We start from the raw sequence: 21453 nt of genomic DNA, 5'->3' as shown, positions 1-21453 counted from the left end.
TTTATAGTTCAATTTTGATTAAAACTTGTGTTCCTAAGCTTTTATTTGCTTCATTATATAAATCGGTATAAGTAACAAAAATCTTATATTGATCTTTATTTAAAAGCTGAATGCGTTCTAAATTTGCCTTAGTGGCAAAAGATTGCGGTTTGTTTATAGTGTTTTTATTTATTTCGCTGGACTTAATCCTTCCAATTCCATTATCAGTTATTGTGGTAATTAATGTGTTGTTTTTTACAAGGAAATGAATGTCTAGTTTTTTTTCGTTTAAACTATGGCTAAGACCATGTAAAATTGCATTTTCAACATAGGGTTGAAACATCATAGTAGGAATTTTTATTTGTTCTGTATTTGAAATATTGTCTATTGTTATTTTAAAATTTAAATCTTTAAATCGCATTTGTTGTAACTCTAAATAGAGTTGGAGTGCCTCAATTTCTTCTTTTAAACTTATCCAATTTACTTCAGAGAATTCTAAAATTTTGCGAGTTAGTTTAGAAAATTTTGATAAGTATAAGGAAGCTTCTTTTGTTTCGTTGGTAAAAATATATGATTGGATATTGTTAATAGCATTAAAGAAAAAGTGTGGATTCATTTGCGATTTAATAAGTTGCAAACGAGACTCTTTTAAATTATTTTCTAGTGTTAATTGAGTTACTCTAATTCTGTTTTTTTTGTTTATTCGATTCAATTGAATTTTATAAATGTAATATAAAACGATCAAAGCAAAAACAACTAAACCTAGAATAAACCACCATCGTTTCCAAAAAGGTAGAAGAATTGTAAAAGAATATCCTTTTTTTGTATAAACTAGTTGGTTAGTTTTACTGTTGAATATTTTAAATTTAATTGTATATTCACCAGATTGTAGTTCAGGTAATAAAATGGAATGGGAATTGGCTTCGAATGTATAAGCTTTATTGTTTACAAGATAATTAAATGTATATTCGTTTAAATAATCGAAATTAATCACATCAAAATCAATATTAACTGAATTATAATTATATGGTATTCGTTTCATTTTTTGTGGAGAAAAGGTTTCTCCATTGAATGTAATATCTTTTATTTCTATTCTAGGTAATTCTTTAAATTGTATATGATTTTCGACCGGAATTTTAATTACTTTTTTGGAGGTTAGTAAGTATAATTCTTTGTTAATGATTTCAAAATCTAGAATAGTGTTAAAATTACCAATATTGTTTATTTTTTGAATTGAGGTTTTATGTATCTTGAAAATTTCATTTTTTGAACTTAAGTAAATTGTGTTTTTAAATATTTTAATATTGGTAAAGAAAAGATCATTGTCTAAAAAAGTGACTTTATTATTTTTCCAATGAAATATTCTTCCATTATTAGTAATTCCCCATAAAGTGTCTTTTGAAGCAACAATCTCTTTGACAAACAAATTTTGATTTTTGTATAGTATTTGAGTTACAATATTTTTTTTATTGATGCTAAACAAACCTTTATTACTTGCTATAATTAACAGGTCTTTTGTAGGTAAGTAAACACAAGATTTGGCTCTTAAATTGTCAATAATATTTTTTCTATCGTGCTTATTTTTAGTAAAGGCTTTTAAGTCTAATTTTCCTGCATAGCCTGTAGCAGCAATTCCGATAAGAGTGTCGTTAATTTTACTTATATGTTTTACAGAAGCATAATCTCGATAAATTTTATTGGTTTTTAAATCTTGAGCATAAAAACCATTTCCTGTAAAAAAAATCCAATTGGGTAGTGATTTGAAATCTAGAAATAAAATGTGATTGTTTTCATGGGTATTAAAGTATAATTTTGATTTTAGATCTGATGAATATTCATATATTTTTCCACTATTTGTTCCTGTATATATTTTTTCATTTTTTTGTGAAATACTTGAAAACTCATCATTTGTTAGTGAAAACTGATAACTAGATAAGTCTTTTATAAGATAAATACCATTAGTTGGTGAACCAATCCAAATGAAATTATTTGAATCTTTAGTATAGCTAGAAACATTTTTACCTTCTAAAAAATGAAAGTTTGTAAGTGGTTTCATTTCATAATCAAATCTATATATACCATTTTTTGTAAAACACCAGATTTCATTTTCTAATAGATATACATTTTGAAGGGTTTCGGGAAGTGATAATTTTTTTTTATTGATTGTCCCGTTTGAATTAATGATTATGAAAGGTGTATTTGGATTGCTTCTGTCTGCAATGGCTATATATTTATTGTTTGAAAAGGGAACCAATGATTTAAAATCATCTTCAATATGCGTTATTTTTTCTGTAGTTTTTTTGAAGAGATGATATCTGTAAATCGTTTTATTACCATAATATAGCCAATCATCTAATAATTGACAAAAGACAAAATTGTTTCCTTTAATGAATTTATTTTGCTCTAATGTCTTCAAGTTTATTTCTTCAACACCTTCATCAATTATCCTAAATAGTGATTTTGAATTCATAGTGTAGGCTTTAAACCCAGAACTTTCTTTTGAAGGTAATTGTTTTAAAATGTTTTTTTCTACATAAAAAAAATATCCATCAAATGTTTGATACCAAATTCGACCGAATTTGTCTTCTTTTATATAGGAACCCGATCTGGAAAGATTTGAATCATTATTAAATAGTTTAAACGATTTTCCATTAAATCTTAATAAACCCATATCAGAAGTACTCCAAATATAGCCTTTAGAATCTTTATATATATCATAGATATTTTCAGAAGGTAATCCATATTGTTGATCAATATTTTCAAAGAATACACTTTGCGCAGGTAAAACTGCGCAGATTAATAAAGTGAATAAATTGAAAAAGAAGTTTCTCACAAATATTGTTTTTACAAATGTAATTGATAAAGTTAATTTTAAAATAGTATTTCACAAACTCAAATATGGTTTTTACCTGATTCGTATCTGTTTTTTTGTATGAAAGCTATCAATTTTGCCTCGTTCACTTATTAATTATAAAAATAAAAAGTATGAAGTTAAAAGTATTTTTAGCAGCTGTGTTGCTAACTAGTGGTTTGTATTCTCAGGCACAATTAGGAGATTTGTTGAAAAATAAATTAGCAAAAAAGAAAGAAAAAACAGAGAAATCGAGCGATTCTAAAGAATCTAAATCCGAATCCAAATCTAAAAAAAGCAAAAGTCCATTAACGGTTCAAGTCCAAGAAGCTTTAGAGAATTTTAATTATGACGGAACTTTAACCGTAAAAAATGCAGACTGGACTAAGAATGAAGAAGTAAAAGATGCCAAAAAGATTTCGGGATATTATTATATGTATTCACCTGTTTTTAATACAGTTGAAAAAGTGTTTGTTCGTTGGAACGATTACACGTATAAAAGTGAATCAAGAATTTTTCCTGGAATGAACGTGGTAACTTCTATTTGGACAAAAGAAAGTGCAGATAAATCCTATATGCGATACGATTTGTATCCTTATGAAAGTAATTTGTTAAGCGCTCACGGTTTATTGTATCAAATTACACCTGGTAAAATTTTAAGTCCAGAGCAAGATATGTTTGTACTAAATTATCCAAGAAACATGCGAGATGATAAAGGTTGGATTAAAGATAATTATGATTTAAACACACAAGAGCCTTATCCAGATACTAGATTGTCATATGATATGTCGAATGAAGTAAATGGCTTCTTAAAAGAACCTAAAAAAACGTTGTTGATTTTAGTTAAAGATTTAAAACAACTTGAAGGTATAACAGGTAAAAAGTTAATAGAAACAATTGAGAAAAAATATATCCCAAAAGAGTATTTCTCCATGGCTGCTGCAGCAAGAGCTGGGAATCAAGCAAAACCAAAAGGAACAACTTCTGGCGAATTTTATACAACTAAAGAATGGTATAATACTGCAAAATCTGGTTTGACAAATGATTTATCAGCTGGAAAAGCAATACAATATGGTTATGCACCCAATGCAGGTTGGATTACTACCTATCATCCATTAACAGGTGTGCCTTTGTATCAATCAGCTACATATTGGTTTGTAGCAGAGCGTTCAGCAGATGCTATGTCTAAAGACAAAAGAGGAAAGTATTATTTAATTGGAGCTAATTTAAGAAGAAAGTATAACGGTTCTGGATATGATAAACCGTATTATAATGGTTATTCATTTGCTGATCAAGATTTAACTGATGCAGAATTTGCAGAGTTTAAGAAAATGGCAGTAAAATAAATTTAAGTGTTACTTGAAATAACCTGTGATTTTTCGCAGGTTTTTTTGTTTTCACAAACTCAAAAGAGGGTTTCACCTTATTTGAAATAAAATACAAATTGAAATGCAGGAAATTTGTAATCAAAAATAAGAATATCATGAAGAAAATTTTACTAACTCTTGTATTTGCTGGCTTAAATTTAGCAGCACAAACACCTATTTATGAATACACTTTTAATGGAACTTTAAATGAAGCAACGAATATTTCTGGTGCAGAATTTTATTCGCAAAATTCAACAATTGGAGCAACTTATCTTACCGATAGACATGGTACAGCAAATGGAGCACTTGCAAAAATAGGGAATACGCATAATTATAGAGCGACCTTACCTGCATTACCAGTTGGAACTTTACCTAGAACTGTTTCAGTATGGGTTAAATACAATCATATCATTTCGACAAATCATACTTTTGGATTGTTCTTTTATGGAACTGAGAATGCAGGAAGAGGATTTGGTTTGCAACAAAGAAAAAATTTTATGACTTCTTATTCATACGGTTATGATTATCAATCAGCTACCAATGAAAGAAATTATATTAAATTATCTACAGATCCATTAGACGGCTGGTATCATTATGTAATGACTTTTGATGGAACCACTGTTAAAACCTATAGAAATGGTAAATTAATGATTGATACTGTTACTTCAGGTTGGACCACACTTTCAAATCTTTTTTATTTAGGAAAGCATTGCGCTGGAATGAATCAATATGATACCTACTTATTTGATGATTTGAAAATATATGATGTGGCTTTAACGGAAACTCAGGTATTAAATAATTATATTCAAGAAAGCCCATTAAATACTACCGATTTAGTCGCTTATTTTCCTTTCGAATCTTCGTTAAATTCTCAAGATAATGCACATAGTTTTACAAATATTTCTGGTGTGCCAATTGGTGGAGATTATAATGGTGGTTATAGAGGGCTTGCACTCACATTAACTGGTGGTTTTGTAAACCAAACCTTAGATCAAGTAATAAATGATGATAATTTTACTGTTGCATTTTGGCAAAAAAGAGATGTTACCTTAACTAATTCTTATGAAACAAGTATCGAATTGTTTAATTCAATGTATGTAAGACAACGTTATCAATCTACTACTCCAAAAGATAATTTTGGGTTATTTTATAATAGTACTAATGGAGTTTCAGATTTGGAAGATTATGTTTTTTATGCTCAAGAAGATGGTTGGAATCATCATGCGTTAGTATTTAAAAATATAGGAGGTACAAGAAGATTAACTTATTATATTAATGGAGATTATGTAGGTATACTTTATTTAGGTGCTGGCGATGTTTTAAATAAAATTTCAGATCTAATTTATTTGGGAACAGGTTTTGATAACCCTGCTAACGGTATGCCGATGTCTTCTAAAACGGCTGCAATAACTATGGACGAACTTTATTTTTTTAATAGAGCTTTAACACAACATGAAATATTGGGGTTAAAGTATCAAGCTCCAGTAGTTTTGTCAAATAATAGTTTTAGTTTGGAAAATTTCTCTTTGTATCCAAACCCTACTAACCATCAGTTTAATATTAAATTAACTAATGATTCTGTAAAAGAGGTTTCTGTTATTGATATAACTGGAAAAATACTCATGAAGACTAAAGCCGCTGTTGTAGATATTTCTAGTTTTGATTCTGGAATTTATATTGTTAAAGTTGAAACAATTTCAGGGAAAACAGAGAGTCAATCTATAGTTAAAAATTAAGTTTTAAAAGAAGCCTTAAATAATATATTTTAATTATTTAAGGCTTCTTTATTTAAACGACTACTATAATAGTTTGCTATAAGTACGTCGTCTTTTGTTAATTACAGAATTAAAATTTTTCCAAAGATTGTGTATAGCATTGTTTTCTTCTAGTTCTGGTGTTCTAACACAGGTTTCAATTCCTTTTGCAACACAAACTTTGTAATATTCTTCAAATATTATAGCTGTAACACCTTTACTTTGAAACTCAGGAGTAACCCCTATTAGATAAAATACCGCTTCTTTTGATTGCTTTCTTGCTTTTAAAAGATGATAAAAGCCAAAAGGGAATAATTTTCCTTTTGCTTTTTGTAAGGCATCACTAAAACCAGGCATAACAATTGCAAAAGCAACCATTTTATTATCGCCATCTACAATAAACTTTATAAATTCTGGATTAATAAAACTGATGTATTTCTTTTTAAAATATTCTTTTTGAATATCATTTATGGGAACAAAAGATTGTAGTTTAGAATAGGTTTCATTAAATAAATCAAACATTTCATCCACATAGGGCATAATGTCTTTTGTCTTTGTAAAATTTAATGGTTTTAAATTATAACGTTTTTTTACTAAACTGCTAATTTTTTGAAATGGTTCTGGATTTATATTTGAAAATGAAAATGAACTTTCATAATACTCTTTTTCTTTTGTTAATCCAAGTTTTTCAAAATGCTCTTTATAATATGGTAAACTATACCAAGTAACCATATTTCCTTTTTCTTCAAAACCTTCAACAAGAACACCCACTTTATCTAAGTTTGAAAAACCAATTGGTCCTTCAACCATTTCGAGATGATGCTTGTTCCCTAATTCATAAACTTTGTTTAATAATGCTTTTGTAACTTCAATATCATCAATAACATCGAACCATCCAAAACGTACTTTTCTTTTGTTGAGGATATTTATTTCGTCCCAATTAATGATTGCAGCAATTTTTCCAACGATTTTATTTTCTTTATAAGCTAAGAAAAAATGTGCTTCTGCTGTTTTGAAGGCAGGATTTTTTTCCTTATCAAATGTCTCTAGTTCGTCAGCAATAATTGGCGGAATCCAATATGGATTGTCTTTATAAAGTTCAAAAGAGAACATGATATATTCTCTTAATTCTTTTTTAGTAATAGCTTCTTTTATTGTTATCATTTTATTCAACTTCGTCCTTACGTTTTCTATTTTCTTTTTCAGCCTTCTTTTTCATTTTTTGATCCATTTTGCTGCCTTTGTTTTTTTCCATTTTTATTTCCTTATAGTTAGCATCAAATCGCCAAGAAAAACCTAAGCCTGCATTAAATAAACTTGGAGAGTTTTTTATATTTGTTCCTAGAGATGCGTCTATTTGCATTGATTTTTGAAATAAATAAGCTGCACCAACTCTAAAAACACCATCAGAATAATAATCTCCATTATAGCCTTGGTGCTCAAGAAAACCTGACCATTTTTCATTGAAACCTCTTGTTAATGTCACAATATAATTGATAGAAGCAAAATCGGATCCAATTTTATCATACATAATGTTAGTTACAAATACCCATTGTTTTCCGAAATGGTTTTGTGTAATTAACATTGCTTTTGGACTAACAGCAGGCTCTTCAATATAGGCAGGTGCAAAATTGAATGGGTTGTCAGAAAAATTAAGATTTACTCCTGCATAGGCTGAAACTGCTGGAACAAATTGTCTCCAATTGAATTTATGGTTGGCTTTCCAGCTGTATAAGTTTTCTTTTACTTCATAGTTTTTAAATGGGTCATAAATTAAATATTTAGCACCAATTATTGTTTTTTTTAGTGCAGAACGATTTTTGTTTTCGAAAGTGGAGGTGTAACTATCGTTTTGATATTGTAATTCTGCAACAAATTCTAATTCTTCAAAAAATAATCCCCATCTAAAATCTACTTCTCCAATAATACCATTTGCAGTATATTTTAATTTTTTGTGCTTTTCATTTTGGAAATTTAGACCAATTTCTGCTTGGAATACAGATTTTCCAACAGAGAATGCCATCATTGATTTTCCTGGACGATTTGAGTTAATTTCATCTGTATATTGTGCATATTGTATTTGAAATCCAAATAAAAAGAGTAGGAGTAATACTTTAGAGTGTTTCATTTTGCAAATTTTATTTCAAAAATAGTACTTTTATAATAATTTTAAGAAACAATAATAGGGATTTATCTACTAATATGCATACTTTTGAATTATTAAATAGATTAAAATGGAAACAGCATCGTTTATTGGTTTTATAAAAACTATAGCTTACATTATTTTGTTTTGGTATTTATTTAAATTTCTTATTAAAATTTTTGGACCAATTTTAATGAAGAAAGCGGTAAATAAGGTACAACAAAAGATGGAAGAGCAAATGAGAAATCAGTATGGACAACAACAAAATACGTATTCAAATAATACATCAAGCCAACAAAATCCAACTAATGAAAGACCAAGAGAAAAGAAGAAAGTAGGAGAATATGTTGATTTTGAAGAAATAGATTAAAAAATACTTTTACGAGTTGTTAAAAAGGATATTGTATCAATATCCTTTTTTTATTTACCTTAGCGTTTTATTTCAGTTATCTCTTACCAATGAAAAAAATACAATCTTTATTACCTCATTTTGCAGCCATTTTTGGTTTCGTTTTAGTAGCAATAATTTATTTTTATCCTGTTCTTGAAGGAAAAAAGATTTATCAGTCTGATATTGTGCAATATACAGGAATGGCAAAAGAACAAAATGATTTTAGAAAAGAAAATGATTCTGAACCATACTGGACTAATAGTGCTTTTGGAGGAATGCCAACGTATCAGTTAGGAGCAAATTATCCTCATAATTATGTGAAAAAATTAGATGCTACGTTGCGTTTTTTACCTCGCCCAGCTGATTATTTATTTCTATATTTCCTTGGTTTTTATGTCCTTCTAATGGTTTTGAAAATTGATCCATTAAAAGCTTTTTTTGGAGCATTAGCCTTTGGTTTTTCTACCTATTTAATTATAATATTAGGAGTAGGTCATAATGCAAAAGCTCATGCTATTGCTTACATGCCAATGGTTTTAGCAGGGGTTCTTTTGGTTTTTCAAAGAAAGTATATTTTAGGAGGAATCCTTACAATGATTGCAGCAGCTTTAGAGATTCAGGCAAATCACTTTCAAATGACGTATTATTTATTGATTTTATTGCTTGTTGTTGCAATTTTCTATGCCTATACATTTATTAAAGAAAAAGAATTTAAAGATTTAGGAAAAATTATAGGTGTTTTTGTTGTTGCAGGAATATTAGCAATAGGTTCTAATGCTACAAATTTATTAGCAACTTCTGAGTATGCTAAGTTTTCAACACGCGATAAAAGTGAACTTACTTTTAATGAGGATGGTTCACCAAAGGAGAGTACTAATGCAATGAGTTATGATTACATTACCGAATATAGTTATGGTAAAGCAGAGAGCTTTAATTTAATTGCACCAAGATTATTTGGAGGTTCTAATCACGAAGATTTAGGTGTGGATTCTGAAATGTATAGCTTCATGACACAGCAAGGTGTTCCAGGACATGAGGCTGTTGAGTTGGTAAAGCAAATGCCTACTTATTGGGGAGATCAACCAATTGTTGCTGCTCCAGCATATATAGGCGTTGTGATCTTTTTCTTTTTTGTATTGTCTTTATTTATTTCTGAAAATAAAAAAATAAAATATGCATTAGTAACTGGTGCTTTACTTTCATTAGTACTATCTTGGGGTAAAAACTTTTCATTTTTAACCGATTTTTTTATCGATTATATACCCATGTATAATAAGTTTAGAGCAGTTTCTTCTATACAAGTAGTTTTAGAATTATGTATTCCTACATTAGCCATTTTAGGATTTTATCAATTCTTTAAGATTGATGATAAAAAAATACAATGGGACTATTTGTGGAAAACAGGAGCAATTGTTCTTGGACTTTTGGTAGGGTTATTTATTCTAAAAGGTACTTTCGATTTTTCGGGCGGTAATGATGGTTATTATGCACAAAATTATGGTCCAGAGTTTATGAGAGCTTTAAAAGAGGATAGAATGTCATTATATACTAAAGATATTTTGCGTTCTATGGGCTATGTTATTTGTGCATTTATAGCATTATTTCTCCATAACAAGAACATATTAAAAACAACAACAGCAGTAATTGTTATTGGTATTTTAATGTGTGCCGATTTATTTTTTATTGATAAAAATTATGTAGATAAAAAAGGCTTTGTATCTGCAAGAGAAGTAAATGAACCTTTTCAGCCTTCTGAAGCAGATTTGAAAATTCTTCAAGACACAACGCATTTTAGAGTATTTGAAATTGCAGGACAAATGAGTAGTGCAAGAAGTTCCTATTTTCATAAATCAATTGGTGGGTATCATGCAGCTAAACCAAGAAGAATGCAACAGTTGTTTGATTATCAAATTGCAAAAAATAATGTCAACGTTTTGAATATGTTGAACACAAAATACATTATTCAAAATAACGAGCAAGGAGAATCTATTGCTTTAACAAATCCTGCTGCCAATGGAAATGCATGGTTTGTTAATGAAGTTAAGCAAGTAAATTCTGCAGATGAAGAAATGAAAGCTTTAGATAGTTTAAATACTAAAGATGTAGCAATTATTAATCCTAGCGCTTTAAAAACAAAAGTTAATTTTAAAGATTTTAAGAGAGATTCATTAGCTTCTATTAAATTAGAGGTTTATAAACCAAATAATCTAAAATATACATCTAATAATTCAAATGATGGATTTGCTGTATTTTCAGAAATGTACTATCAAAATGGTTGGAAAGCAACTATTGATGGAAAAGAAGCATTGATTTATAGAGCAAACTATGCTTTAAGAGGACTTTTAATTCCAGCAGGAAAACATACTATAGAATTTACTTTTGATCCACCAGTAGTAAAAACTGGTAGTAGCATTGCTCTAATAAGTTCAATTGGAATGATTCTAGTAGTTATCGGCGGATTGTATTTTGAGAAAAAGACCAAAGATGCAAGAGTAAAAATGGAATAATAAACTAGTAATACTGAATTTATTTCAGTATCTCAAATTTATATTAGTAACTGAAACAAATTCGGTTTGATAGAAAACAGTTTGACAAATAAACAAATCAAAAATAAAAAGAAAATACTCATAGTTTCCTATTATTGGCCACCAGCTGGTGGACCGGGTGTGCAACGTTGGTTAAAATTTGTAAAGTATTTACCAGAATTTGGTATTGAACCGCATGTATATATTCCAGAAAATCCCACTTATCCTTTGCATGATGAAAAGTTATTAAGTGAAGTTTCTGATGAAGTTATTATTGTAAAAAATAAGATTTTTGAACCTTATGGTTTAGCTTCCATTTTTTCTAAAAATAAAACAAAAAAAATAAGCTCAGGAATTATTCCTAATAGAAAAAGACAAACTCTTATTGAAAAAACAATGCTTTGGATTCGTGGAAACCTATTTATTCCTGATGCACGTGTTTTTTGGGTGAAACCTTCAGTATCTTTTTTAAAGAAATATATTGAAGTACATCATATAGATACTGTTATAACGACTGGTCCACCACATAGTTTGCATTTAATTGGCTTGCAATTAAAAAAAGACTTAGGAATTAATTGGATAACCGATTTTCGTGATCCATGGACAACTATTGGTTATCATAAACAATTGAAATTAAGTAATTGGGCTGCAAAAAAGCATAAAAATTTTGAGAAAGAAGTGCTTAACTCTTGTGATACTATAATTGTCACTTCTGCAACAACTAAAAAAGAGTTTTCAGTACTCACATCTAAACCTATTGAAGTGATTACAAATGGTTATGATGTGGAGAAAATTATAAAAAAACCTTTAGATAAAAAATTTACGTTAGCTCATATTGGCTCTTTTCTTTCAGAACGCAATCCGCAAATTTTATGGCAATGTTTAGCGGAATTAATAGCTGAAAATGAAAACTTTTCAGATAATTTTGAATTGAAACTTATTGGAGCAGTAAGTAATGAAGTCTTAGCAAGTATTTCTAATCATGGATTAACTTCGTTTATGAATCATTTAGGCTATGTATCACATGATGTTGCATTACAAGAACAGAAAAGTTCACAGGTTCTCCTTTTAGTTGAAATAGATTCTGAGGAAACAAAATGTATAATTCCTGGTAAATTATTTGAATATATGGTTTCTGATCGTCCTATTTTAGCAATAGGTCCTAACGAAACCGATTTTGAAAAAATTATTAAAGAAACCAATTCTGGGGTGTTTTTTAATTATTATGAAAAGGAAGCCCTTAAGGAATATATTTTGAAATGTTTTAACCTATATGAAGAAAATAATTTAAAATCATATCCAGTTGGTTTGCAGAGATTTAGTAGAAAGAATTTAACAAAACAGTTGGCGACACTAATCACTAATCACTAATTGCTATTTACTAAAAATGGGTGTTGTAATCAATCAATCTATAAAGAATACAATTATTACCTACATTGGCTTTGCTATTGGAGCTGTGAATACATTATATATGTATGTTCAGTTTTTAGGAGATACATATTATGGTTTGGTTGGTTTTATACTTTCTTGTGCGAATATATTAATGCCCTTAATGGCTTTCGGGGTTCATAATACTTTAATTAAATACTTTAATAGCTATAAGACAGAAAAAGAAAAATCAGAATTTTTAACTTTTGTTTTATTTTTGCCTCTACTTTTAGTTATTCCTTTCTCACTAATTGCATATTTTGGGTATCATCAAATTGCACTTTTATTATCTGAAAAAAACAAAATTGTTTACGATTATGTTTGGCAAATTCCAATCATTGGCTTGTCAATGGGATATTTCGAAATTTTTTATGCATGGGTAAAAGTCCATTTAAAATCGGTTTTAGGAAATTTTATAAAAGAAGTTTTTTTACGAATTTTAATAAGTATTTCACTGTTTGCAGTCTATATCGATTTAATAACACCAGAGGCATTTGTTTATAGTTTAATGGGAATATATATTTTTCTAATGATTATTATGATGCTATATGCTTTTAGTGTCAGATTTCCTAAACTTCAGATTAAATTACCTTCAAATTATAAAGCAATAATAACCTATAGTTTGTTTATTATTCTTACTGGTGGAATTGCTAATTTGTTTTTAGAAATAGACAAAATAATGTTGAATGGTTATGTTAAAATTGAAAATATTGCCTATTACTCTGTAGCGATTTTTATTGCTACTGTTATTGCCGTTCCAAGCAGAGCTATGCATCAAATTACTTATCCAATTACCGCAAAATTGATGAACGAAAATAAGCTTCAAGAATTAAATGACCTATATAAGAAAACCTCTATTACGCTCCAAGTTCTGGGTGGTTTATTGTTTGTTGGAATTTTAGCAAATATTAACCAACTTTATTTGTTGTTACCAGCAAAATATTCAGGTGGTATTTTTGTTGTTTTTACAATTGGATTGTCAAAATATATCGATTTAATTCTAGGTAATAATAATGCTATAATTTTTAATTCAAAATATTATAGAATAGTGCTAGCTTTAGGGGTGTTATTGGTTTTAATTACGGTTGGCTTAAATATGATTTTTATTCCATTATATGGTCTAAAAGGAACAGCATTTGCCACTTTATTGTCTATCACATTGTATAGTTTAGCAAAATTATTGTTTGTTGTTCTTAAAATGAAGTTATTTCCTTTTACTAAAGCTACTTGGCAAGCTTTTGCTGTTTTATTAGTTACATTTTTATTGTTTTATTTTTGGGATTTTAGTTTTCACTCAATATGGAATATGATTCTAAAATCGGGTTTAATTACAGTTTTCTATTTGGGTTTAACTTATTATTTAAAACTATCGTCAGACATAAATTATATTTTTAGAAACTTGTTTAAGAAGTTAAAATAAAAAAAACCTGCTTCACATTACTGCTCCACAGGGTTTTTAACAAACTAAACCAACCAAAAACTATAGTATGAAATTCTATTTCAACTAATTTTTTTCATTTATTTCTTTAATATCATCTTTAGACATTTTTGCTTTTGAACCATCTTTGCGATAGTAGTAATACTCTTCATCATTATAATTATCAGCACCATTATTATTGTTGTTATAATAGTTATCAGCTTGATAATGATTGTTATTTTGATAATTGTTAAAGTAAGTAGCACTAGATGCATTCACATAACCAACCATATTCACAATGCAACCGTGTCTGTCATATATAATTCTCATTCCTCCAATTTGAGTAAGTGCAAAGCTGTTATATCTCATATAAACAGAACCCACTCTTTTTACTCTTCCATCAAAATCATAATTTATAAAAACATTACCAATGCGTCTCACTCTTCCAAAACTATCATGCTCAATTCTTATGCCATAATTTCTTGGATAATAATGATTATATGATCTTGTTTGAACACCAGGAGCACCATAAGTAGTATTTCTAGCTTCTCTACTAGAAGTTCTAGGAGCTGTTGTTGTTACAGTATTAAAATCGAAATCTCCATTTGGAAACACATAAAACTCAACACCTCTTTCAATAAACATAATAGGATCTGCATTTCTATAATCTACAGGTGGGTAATAATTTTCATTTGCATCACCAAATACCTTTTTATCTGATGCTTTTGCAGTACTAAATCCTAAACTTAAGATTGCAATAACTAATATTTGAGTAATTTTTTTCATAACACATCAATTTAAGGTTAAACTTTCAACTTTCTTTAGCTTTTTATTTCTAATTGCGTTGCTTGCTTTGGTATATACAATTTGCGTGCCAAAAAAATGATTTTATAAATATTTTTAATTAAATAGTTGTTGGTTAGCTATTTATGTGTTAAAAAAAGGGGCTGTCCGAAAAGGACAGCTTTTTTTATGTAGCTATTTTTAAGCTATTTTGTTTTGAAGAAAAAATAATAGCAAAATAACTTTGAGTTACTTTAACAAGGCAAATTTTAGTTTTAAAATAGGCTAGATAAGTGTGAATTTTGGTTTTGAAAACAAATTTTAGCAAGTCTACCTTCATTGCATTCATTTTTCTAAAGTTGTGTCCAAGTGCCATTAGTAAAAACTCTAATGTTACTTTTTTTAAACCCTTCATTGTGAATCGATTAAACTTATTATTACTTTTAAGTTGGCCAAAAACGGCTTCTACTTCTATAGGACGTTTACTTCTATGTTCTAATCCTTTTTCGCTCGTTAGTAGGTTTCTTGCTTTTTCTTTTAATTCATTTAATCGATGATTCGCGGATATTATTCTGTTCTCTTTTGCTTGATGGCATTGACTTCTCAGAGGGCATCCTTTGCATCTTTTAGATTGATAATAAGTAATTTGAGATTCATAACCAGTACTCGTTTCACGTTTTCCTACTCCTGTTTTTTGCATGATTTGACCCATTGGACAAACATAAAAATCGTGTTCTTTGTTGTAAAATAAATTTTGAACAAGAAAAGGATTGTTTTTTATCTTTCTTTTTTGTTCTTGATGAAAATAGTTATATTTCACATAAGCATCAGCTTGTTTTTCTTCCAGCATTTCATAGTTTTCTTCACTTCCATAACCTGCATCAGTAACGATTTCTTTGCTCTGTTTTTGATAGGCTTTTTCAAAACCTTCAAGATGAGAACTTAAGGTTGTAGTGTCATTTGTTGTTTGATGAATAGAAACATGTGTAATAAATTGGTTTTCAGTAGATATTTGTGGATTGTAAGCAGGTTTTAATTGACCGTTTTTCATATGATCTTCTTTCATTCTCATAAAGGTAGCTTCGGGATCTGTTTTACTATAGGAGTTCCTGTTTCCCATTGTAACCAAGTCTTTTTCATATTTTTCAAGCTTTGGAAGATGTTCCTCTTGAAGTTTTTGCAATTCTCTTGCCTGTTTTTTGGTAGGTTCTTTGAGTTTTTTATTAAGAATCGAAAGCTTTTCTTTTAAACTTTCTGAATCAATCGACTTTGGTAATTCTTCTATATTTAGTTCTTGATTATCAGATTGAATACTGTTTTCAATAGTCGATAAAATATGACTAATTTTAATTTCTAGTTTTTCTTTATATTTCTCAATGGAGCCTCTCCATACAAAAGTATATTTATTAGCTTTAGATTCTATCTTTGTACCATCAATATACTGAACATCTAGGCTTACATATTTCATTTCAACCAACATTTTTACCACTTCTGCAAAAAGAGTTTGAATGTGATTTTTTAGAACTTTACCCCTAAAATCGTTTATCGTTCTAAAATCGGGAGTTGAATTACCCGAAATATACATAAAATGAATGTTTTCCTGAAGTGCTTTTGCAATTTTTCTGCAAGAATATACATTAGATAAATAACTATAAAACAATACTTTAACCATCATTCTTGGATGATAAGCAGAAGTACCTCCACCTTTATAGTGCTTTAAAATTTCACTTATATCTAACTGATTAACAACTTGTTCCACTAAGCGAACTGGATGGTTTTGCGGTATTCTATCGAAAATATTGATAGGAAATAACTCTGGAGAATTGCCTGTTTGATTTTTAAAAACTATCTTAGCCATTGTGTATTTTTGTCTCAACTCTAAGATACTAATTTTAGAGAAAAAATACAAATAAAAAAGGCTGTCCTTACTTTTTGGACAGCCTCTTTAATATGATTATTTTGAATAATATATTATCTGTTTTGTAATTGTTCTAATAATTCTTTCATTCTTTCGTTAGATTCTTCATATTTTCCAGAAGCAAGCAAGTAAATTAAGTAAATTACAAATACAGCACTAATTGCAAAACTTACAATGTTTACTATTTTCCAAGTATTTAATGAACCAAGGCTATATTGTCCAGGGTTTTCTTGTAATAATTTTTCAGATTGCTTGGCTAAGTATAATCCTATTCCAGACAATACTAACCCAAGAACACCATTTGTACAGCAACATCCAATAAAGGATACTAGTCCGAGAATCATTACAGCTTGCTCGTTAGGTAATTTTTGTTTTTCCATGATTTATAGTTTATTGATTTTAATTACTAATTTTAATAAGGTAAGACACTATCATTATTGTCCCATTAATTAGTGCCAACCATTTTATTGGTTTGTTATAGTTCCTTGATTTATCTGTAAAATTTAAAATTATTGAAAAAGTAAATAGAATTAGGGTATAAATTGCTGGATACATTTTAAATGCTCCTACAAAGTCACCTTTCAATAATAGTAAGAGTGATCTTTGAATACCACAGCCTAAGCATTCTACTCCAAAAAGTGTTTTGCTAAAGCAAGGGATCATGTATTCTTCCATTTCACTTATTATTTTATGCAAGTTTACAAAAAATAATATTGTAAAAAAACATGCTTTTATTTTTTAGTTTATATTTGAAGAAAATAAAATAAATGAACAAATTCATATATATAATACTTTTTTTTGCTTTTGGTTTATATGCTTTATATGAGCAATCGCAGCCAGAACCTAATAAGTTTATTATGATTGCCGCTTTTGCGATATTCATGGTTGGACTTTTTAAGTTAATGAATAAAATACCGAGTAAAAACGATCAAGAAGATGAAGAATAATTTTGAAATAGGCGATAAGGTTTCTGTCCTAGATGATGCTATCGATGGAGAAATTATTAAAATAAATAATAATGATGTTATTATTAAAACGAGTGAAGATTTTATATTAACGTTTCAAAAAGAAGAGCTTGTTAAGGTGAATAATGATTCTTTGAATAATTTATTTTCCTCTAAAAGTGTTTCTCAAGTTCTTTCAGAAAAAATAGAACCAAAAAAAAGAGTTTTTGTTAAGGAAAAGAAATCGAAAAAAGATGATTTTGTGTTAGAAGTCGATTTGCATATAGAGAAATTAGTACCTTCAATTAAAGGAATGTCTAATTTTGATATTTTGAATACTCAAATGGAAACGGCTAAAGGTCAACTAGAATTTGCTATTCGAAATAGAATGCAAAAAATGGTTTTTATCCACGGAGTAGGAGAAGGGGTTTTAAAATCTGAATTAGAATTTTTATTATCAAGATATGAACAAATTAATTTTCAAGAGGCTAGTTTTCAGAAATACGGTTTTGGAGCCACAGAAGTTTATATTAAACAAAATGTTTCCTAAAGAAAATTTCCTTTTTTGAAAATGATAAAAAAGCTTGTCAGATTTTAAAATTGACAAGCTTTTTTTAGTTCATAATTTCATAATTCCCATAAATATAGCTTGTAAAACTGAATGAATTTTCGCTGTTTGCAAAGTTAATATTTATAAAGGTAATATTGTGGGTGTAACCAACAGTCTCGTTGTTTGTATTAACAATCTTATTTGTCTCTACAGAAATTGTTCCTCCAGTAGCATTCCATTCTTTCGCTACTGTTGGAAAAGCAACAGGAACAGTTGAGCAAATGGTATTAGAATTTATATTCCCTGTATATTTTCTATAAATAACCTGATTTTCAGTAGAAGTAATTGTTTTAGTTCTCGGCACCCCCTGAGTTTCTAACGGTTGAAAAAGAAAATTATAATTTGTTTCTCCTAAATTAATTAACAATAGTTCATCATTTGATGTTTTGAAAATTAGCTCTTTAGAATCGGGGCATTTTCCAATAGTTGCATTGTCAAAATTGAATGATTCAAGAGTAAGTTCGCCATCATCACAAGAAGAGATACTAAAAATAACCAAAAGGAATAACACTATTTTTTTCATAACAATATGACTAATTTCTTTTTTTTAAAAATATATTCGCAAAAATATGTTTATTATTCCAATTCAGAATCATTTTTAAATTTGTTTTTTATTTATTTAACAGATTGAAAATTTATATTTAAAGTTATGAAATAGAGTTATTAACAAACTCAAACGTTGTAATTTTTGTTTAAAAAGTATATTTTTTTGACTAAGAAAACGTTTTCGTTAATAAATATTTGCAAGAATTGTATTTATAAATAGCTTATAAATGTATATTTATGAAAAATTTCACAGTAATATTGTCATTACATCAATTAAAACTTTTATGAATTAATTTGAAAACATAACTCTTAAAATAATAAATTTTTATCTATGAACAACAAACAAATTAAAACAAACTATCCTGCTTTATATACTCTTATAACAGTCTTTTTTTTCTGGGGATTTATTGCTGCGGGGAACAGTATTTTTATCCCATTTTGTAAGCATTATTTTTCTCTAGATCAATTTCAATCTCAATTAATCGATTTCGCTTTTTATACAGCTTATTATATAGGTGCATTATTGCTTTTTGCATTGGGAAATAGTTCAGGTAAGGATATTGTTGGGAAGTGGGGCTATAAAAAAAGCATTATATATGGTCTATTATTTTCTGCATTAGGTGCTGGTGCAATGATTGTAGCTGTAGAAGCTAATTTATATGCTGGAATGTTAGTAGGACTTTTTATTGTAGCTCTTGGTTTTTCGTTGCAACAAACAGCAGCCAATCCTTTTGCAATATTATTAGGTGATCCTAAAACAGGAGCTAGTCGTGTTAACCTTGGAGGAGGGATTAACTCTTTTGGAACAACAATTGGACCAATCGTTGTTGGTTTGGCCTTGTTTGGAGCTGCCACTTCTATTACAGATGAGCAGATTAAATTATTAGAATTAAATAAAGTAGTTATTCTCTATATATGTGTAGGTTTGCTTTTTGTAGGCGCAGCTGCATTGTTTTATTTTTCAAAAAAAGTGCCTACAGGTGTTTCTGATGAACCAATTGAAAAATCAAATAAGGCATTAAAAACACTAGTTATAATGACCATTTTATTAGGTGTAATGTTTACTCCTGTTTTTCAAAGCTATAAAAGTGATGAAGCAATTAAAATTGTGTCTTTAAGTAAGGAACTAGATGAATTAAAAAAAATAGATGTTAAAGAAAACGGGATTGATGGAGAAAATATTTCTAAATCTATTGTTTCAAAAGAATTAGAAATTAAAGCATTACAAGAGCCTTTAGAACAAACTAGAATGAACTGGTTAATTGGAGCATTGGTTGTTGTTTTAGGAGGTATCTTATTTTCATATACTTCTGCTAAAAAGAAATCGGAAGGTTGGGGAGCAATGCAATATCCTCAATTGGTTTTGGGAATGTTGGCAATATTTACCTATGTGGGTGTAGAGGTGGCCATTGGTAGTAATTTAGGTGAGCTGTTAAAATTAGAAGATTTTGGAGGTTTAGAATCTTCTGAAATTGCACCCTATATTTCTATGTATTGGGGAAGTTTAATGATTGGTCGTTGGGCTGGTGCGATTAGTGCATTCAATTTGTCTGGAATAAAGAAAACTATTGCATTAATTGTTGTGCCTTTGGTTGCTTTTGGAATCATTTTAGGTGTTAATATTGTGACAGGGAAAGACATGAAACCATTATATTATTATGTACTTTGTGTTCTAATTCAAGTGGGTGCTTTTTTCTTAAGTAAAGACAAACCTGCAAGAACATTAATTATTTTTGGATTATTTGGTGTTTTTGCAATGTTAATTGGTTTGTTTACAACGGGCACAGTCGCAATTTATGCATTTTTAGCAGGTGGATTAGCGTGTTCTATAATGTGGCCGTCTATTTTTAGTTTGTCTATTATTGGTCTAGGGAAATATACTTCACAAGGTTCAGCATTTTTGGTTATGATGATTTTGGGTGGTGGAATTATACCACCAATTCAGGGTAAATTATCAGATATAATTGGAATTCATCAATCTTATATCGTTGCTGTACTTTGTTTTGCTTATTTGACTTTGTTCGCAGTGTTGGTGAAAGGAATCTTGAAAAAACAAAATATAGATGTTGATGCTATTGAAACAGACGGAGCTCATTAGTATTCTATAGATTATTTATAACAAAAAACTCGATTCAAAGAATCGAGTTTTTTGTTATGTCACTTTTGCATTTTATTGTTTTAGCCAAATTTCTACTTCCTATAATAATATAGCTTTAGAATAAAAAATTATTCAATACAAGGTAAATCATTCATAAAAAAGATATACGGATGAAATGTACTGTTCAATAATTCAGATTGTATTTCTTTCTCAATAACATAATCTTTTCCGCCATTAACATATTGAATTCTCATAATACTAACAGGTGATTTTTTTAATTCTTCATAATTGTCTTTTGTGAAGACATAATAACCGGTAAGTATTCTAATATTACTTTTATCGACTTCATCATAAGTTAAAATTGAACATACATTTTCATTAATACTTAAAAGTGAAATTATTTTCCCATTCTCTAATTGTAGAATAATTCGTGAAGATTTGTTAATGCAGTTTGCAGGAATAAAATCGGTACTTTTTTGAATGAGTTGAAAACTTAGTGTGGGAACACCATTATTATTCATTAACCCAAATTGTATAAATTCTTTAGAATTTCCGAAAACTCTTTCGTAAATCAGTTTTTTAGGAAGTACCTTAATCAATGTAGAATCTGTTTTTTCTTCCCAATCATAGTTGCAATCTTTTGTTTGTGCAACATGGAACAAAGGAACGAATAAAAATAATAGAATAATTTTTTTCATT

General features: G+C 28.6%; 18 protein-coding genes. 9 read left to right on the top strand and 9 right to left on the bottom strand.

All coding sequences use genetic code 11. From position 1 onward, the window contains the following. Position 1: 1 nt before the first annotated feature. A complete protein-coding gene (locus ACZ49Z_RS17845; RefSeq protein ID WP_464305656.1) occupies positions 2 to 2812 on the bottom strand; it encodes a sensor histidine kinase in 2811 nt (936 codons plus the stop codon). Between the two features lie 152 nt (positions 2813 to 2964). Between ACZ49Z_RS17845 and ACZ49Z_RS17840 the strand changes: the two genes are divergently transcribed. Continuing rightward, on the top strand, positions 2965 to 4176 hold the full coding sequence (locus tag ACZ49Z_RS17840) for a hypothetical protein (protein WP_464305655.1): 1212 nt from the start codon (positions 2965 to 2967) through the stop codon (positions 4174 to 4176). Positions 4177 to 4313: 137 nt separating this feature from the next. Then, positions 4314 to 5933 carry a LamG domain-containing protein gene (locus ACZ49Z_RS17835; protein WP_464305654.1) on the top strand — a complete coding sequence of 540 codons (1620 nt, stop codon included), beginning with the start codon at positions 4314 to 4316 and terminating at the stop codon, positions 5931 to 5933. Between the two features lie 63 nt (positions 5934 to 5996). On the opposite strand, the gene ACZ49Z_RS17830 is transcribed toward ACZ49Z_RS17835, so the two are convergent. Both ACZ49Z_RS17830 and ACZ49Z_RS17825 read right to left on the bottom strand, forming a co-directional pair. Next, positions 5997 to 7115: a GTP cyclohydrolase gene (locus ACZ49Z_RS17830; protein ID WP_464305653.1), complete on the bottom strand. Its 1119-nt coding sequence runs from the start codon at positions 7113 to 7115 to the stop codon at positions 5997 to 5999. 1 nt (position 7116) lies between these two features. Then, a complete protein-coding gene (locus ACZ49Z_RS17825) occupies positions 7117 to 8079 on the bottom strand; it encodes a transporter (protein WP_464305652.1) in 963 nt (320 codons plus the stop codon). Between the two features lie 106 nt (positions 8080 to 8185). Here ACZ49Z_RS17825 and ACZ49Z_RS17820 point away from each other — a divergent pair, with 106 nt between their 5' ends. The 4 genes from ACZ49Z_RS17820 (at position 8186) to ACZ49Z_RS17805 (ending at position 13858) form a co-directional block, all read left to right on the top strand. Beyond that, complete coding sequence (locus ACZ49Z_RS17820) at positions 8186 to 8464, top strand: DUF4834 family protein (protein WP_464305651.1); 279 nt, start codon at positions 8186 to 8188, stop codon at positions 8462 to 8464. Positions 8465 to 8553: 89 nt separating this feature from the next. Further along, positions 8554 to 10992 (top strand): YfhO family protein, encoded by a 2439-nt coding sequence (locus ACZ49Z_RS17815; RefSeq protein ID WP_464305650.1) that lies wholly within the window; start codon positions 8554 to 8556, stop codon positions 10990 to 10992. A gap of 81 nt (positions 10993 to 11073) precedes the next feature. Beyond that, positions 11074 to 12381 carry a glycosyltransferase family 4 protein gene (locus ACZ49Z_RS17810; RefSeq protein WP_464305649.1) on the top strand — a complete coding sequence of 436 codons (1308 nt, stop codon included), beginning with the start codon at positions 11074 to 11076 and terminating at the stop codon, positions 12379 to 12381. A 16-nt stretch (positions 12382 to 12397) separates the two neighbouring features. Next, positions 12398 to 13858 carry a lipopolysaccharide biosynthesis protein gene (locus ACZ49Z_RS17805; RefSeq protein ID WP_464305648.1) on the top strand — a complete coding sequence of 487 codons (1461 nt, stop codon included), beginning with the start codon at positions 12398 to 12400 and terminating at the stop codon, positions 13856 to 13858. Between the two features lie 84 nt (positions 13859 to 13942). On the opposite strand, the gene ACZ49Z_RS17800 is transcribed toward ACZ49Z_RS17805, so the two are convergent. The 4 genes from ACZ49Z_RS17800 to ACZ49Z_RS17785 all read right to left on the bottom strand — a co-directional run bounded on the left by ACZ49Z_RS17800 (position 13943) and on the right by ACZ49Z_RS17785 (position 17231). Further along, positions 13943 to 14641, bottom strand: coding sequence for a hypothetical protein (locus ACZ49Z_RS17800; RefSeq protein WP_464305647.1), 699 nt, complete (start codon positions 14639 to 14641; stop codon positions 13943 to 13945). Positions 14642 to 14825: 184 nt separating this feature from the next. Beyond that, positions 14826 to 16496, bottom strand: a complete 1671-nt coding sequence (locus ACZ49Z_RS17795) for an IS1182 family transposase (protein ID WP_464305646.1) — start codon at positions 16494 to 16496, stop codon at positions 14826 to 14828. A 113-nt stretch (positions 16497 to 16609) separates the two neighbouring features. Beyond that, positions 16610 to 16936, bottom strand: a complete 327-nt coding sequence (locus ACZ49Z_RS17790) for a CCC motif membrane protein (RefSeq protein ID WP_464305645.1) — start codon at positions 16934 to 16936, stop codon at positions 16610 to 16612. A gap of 19 nt (positions 16937 to 16955) precedes the next feature. After that, positions 16956 to 17231, bottom strand: a complete 276-nt coding sequence (locus ACZ49Z_RS17785) for a DUF2752 domain-containing protein (protein ID WP_464305644.1) — start codon at positions 17229 to 17231, stop codon at positions 16956 to 16958. A gap of 92 nt (positions 17232 to 17323) precedes the next feature. Between ACZ49Z_RS17785 and ACZ49Z_RS17780 the strand changes: the two genes are divergently transcribed. Both ACZ49Z_RS17780 and ACZ49Z_RS17775 read left to right on the top strand, forming a co-directional pair. Continuing rightward, the gene (locus ACZ49Z_RS17780; RefSeq protein WP_464305643.1) at positions 17324 to 17503 is read left to right on the top strand and encodes a hypothetical protein; all 180 of its coding nucleotides are present in this window, start codon (positions 17324 to 17326) and stop codon (positions 17501 to 17503) included. Next, positions 17493 to 18050: a Smr/MutS family protein gene (locus ACZ49Z_RS17775; protein WP_464305642.1), complete on the top strand. Its 558-nt coding sequence runs from the start codon at positions 17493 to 17495 to the stop codon at positions 18048 to 18050. Before ACZ49Z_RS17780 ends, ACZ49Z_RS17775 begins: the two co-directional genes overlap by 11 nt. A gap of 64 nt (positions 18051 to 18114) precedes the next feature. Here ACZ49Z_RS17775 and ACZ49Z_RS17770 read toward each other — a convergent pair whose 3' ends face one another. Next, a complete protein-coding gene (locus ACZ49Z_RS17770) occupies positions 18115 to 18633 on the bottom strand; it encodes a hypothetical protein (RefSeq protein WP_464305641.1) in 519 nt (172 codons plus the stop codon). Between the two features lie 354 nt (positions 18634 to 18987). Between ACZ49Z_RS17770 and ACZ49Z_RS17765 the strand changes: the two genes are divergently transcribed. Continuing rightward, positions 18988 to 20754 (top strand): MFS transporter, encoded by a 1767-nt coding sequence (locus ACZ49Z_RS17765; RefSeq protein WP_464305640.1) that lies wholly within the window; start codon positions 18988 to 18990, stop codon positions 20752 to 20754. A gap of 128 nt (positions 20755 to 20882) precedes the next feature. Here the strand turns inward: ACZ49Z_RS17765 and ACZ49Z_RS17760 are convergent, their stop codons facing one another. Further along, positions 20883 to 21452 carry a hypothetical protein gene (locus tag ACZ49Z_RS17760; RefSeq protein WP_464305639.1) on the bottom strand — a complete coding sequence of 190 codons (570 nt, stop codon included), beginning with the start codon at positions 21450 to 21452 and terminating at the stop codon, positions 20883 to 20885. Between the last annotated feature and the right edge of the window lies 1 nt (position 21453).

This window comes from Flavobacterium sp. KY-23415 (assembly GCF_055384985.1).
Note: the sequence above shows the minus strand (reverse complement) of the source record. Positions and strands in the feature narration are given on the sequence as shown.

What these genes read in the sequence shown, in the direction of transcription:
- ACZ49Z_RS17840 (WP_464305655.1), top strand. Translation starts at nt 2,965, where the DNA reads ATGAAGTTAAAAGTATTTTTAGCAGCTGTGTTGCTAACTAGTGGTTTG.
- ACZ49Z_RS17835 (WP_464305654.1), top strand. Translation starts at nt 4,314, where the DNA reads ATGAAGAAAATTTTACTAACTCTTGTATTTGCTGGCTTAAATTTAGCA.
- ACZ49Z_RS17830 (WP_464305653.1), bottom strand. Translation starts at nt 7,115, where the DNA reads ATGATAACAATAAAAGAAGCTATTACTAAAAAAGAATTAAGAGAATAT.
- ACZ49Z_RS17825 (WP_464305652.1), bottom strand. Translation starts at nt 8,079, where the DNA reads ATGAAACACTCTAAAGTATTACTCCTACTCTTTTTATTTGGATTTCAA.
- ACZ49Z_RS17820 (WP_464305651.1), top strand. Translation starts at nt 8,186, where the DNA reads ATGGAAACAGCATCGTTTATTGGTTTTATAAAAACTATAGCTTACATT.
- ACZ49Z_RS17815 (WP_464305650.1), top strand. Translation starts at nt 8,554, where the DNA reads ATGAAAAAAATACAATCTTTATTACCTCATTTTGCAGCCATTTTTGGT.
- ACZ49Z_RS17805 (WP_464305648.1), top strand. Translation starts at nt 12,398, where the DNA reads ATGGGTGTTGTAATCAATCAATCTATAAAGAATACAATTATTACCTAC.
- ACZ49Z_RS17800 (WP_464305647.1), bottom strand. Translation starts at nt 14,641, where the DNA reads ATGAAAAAAATTACTCAAATATTAGTTATTGCAATCTTAAGTTTAGGA.
- ACZ49Z_RS17795 (WP_464305646.1), bottom strand. Translation starts at nt 16,496, where the DNA reads ATGGCTAAGATAGTTTTTAAAAATCAAACAGGCAATTCTCCAGAGTTA.
- ACZ49Z_RS17790 (WP_464305645.1), bottom strand. Translation starts at nt 16,936, where the DNA reads ATGGAAAAACAAAAATTACCTAACGAGCAAGCTGTAATGATTCTCGGA.
- ACZ49Z_RS17785 (WP_464305644.1), bottom strand. Translation starts at nt 17,231, where the DNA reads ATGGAAGAATACATGATCCCTTGCTTTAGCAAAACACTTTTTGGAGTA.
- ACZ49Z_RS17780 (WP_464305643.1), top strand. Translation starts at nt 17,324, where the DNA reads ATGAACAAATTCATATATATAATACTTTTTTTTGCTTTTGGTTTATAT.
- ACZ49Z_RS17775 (WP_464305642.1), top strand. Translation starts at nt 17,493, where the DNA reads ATGAAGAATAATTTTGAAATAGGCGATAAGGTTTCTGTCCTAGATGAT.
- ACZ49Z_RS17770 (WP_464305641.1), bottom strand. Translation starts at nt 18,633, where the DNA reads ATGAAAAAAATAGTGTTATTCCTTTTGGTTATTTTTAGTATCTCTTCT.
- ACZ49Z_RS17765 (WP_464305640.1), top strand. Translation starts at nt 18,988, where the DNA reads ATGAACAACAAACAAATTAAAACAAACTATCCTGCTTTATATACTCTT.
- ACZ49Z_RS17760 (WP_464305639.1), bottom strand. Translation starts at nt 21,452, where the DNA reads ATGAAAAAAATTATTCTATTATTTTTATTCGTTCCTTTGTTCCATGTT.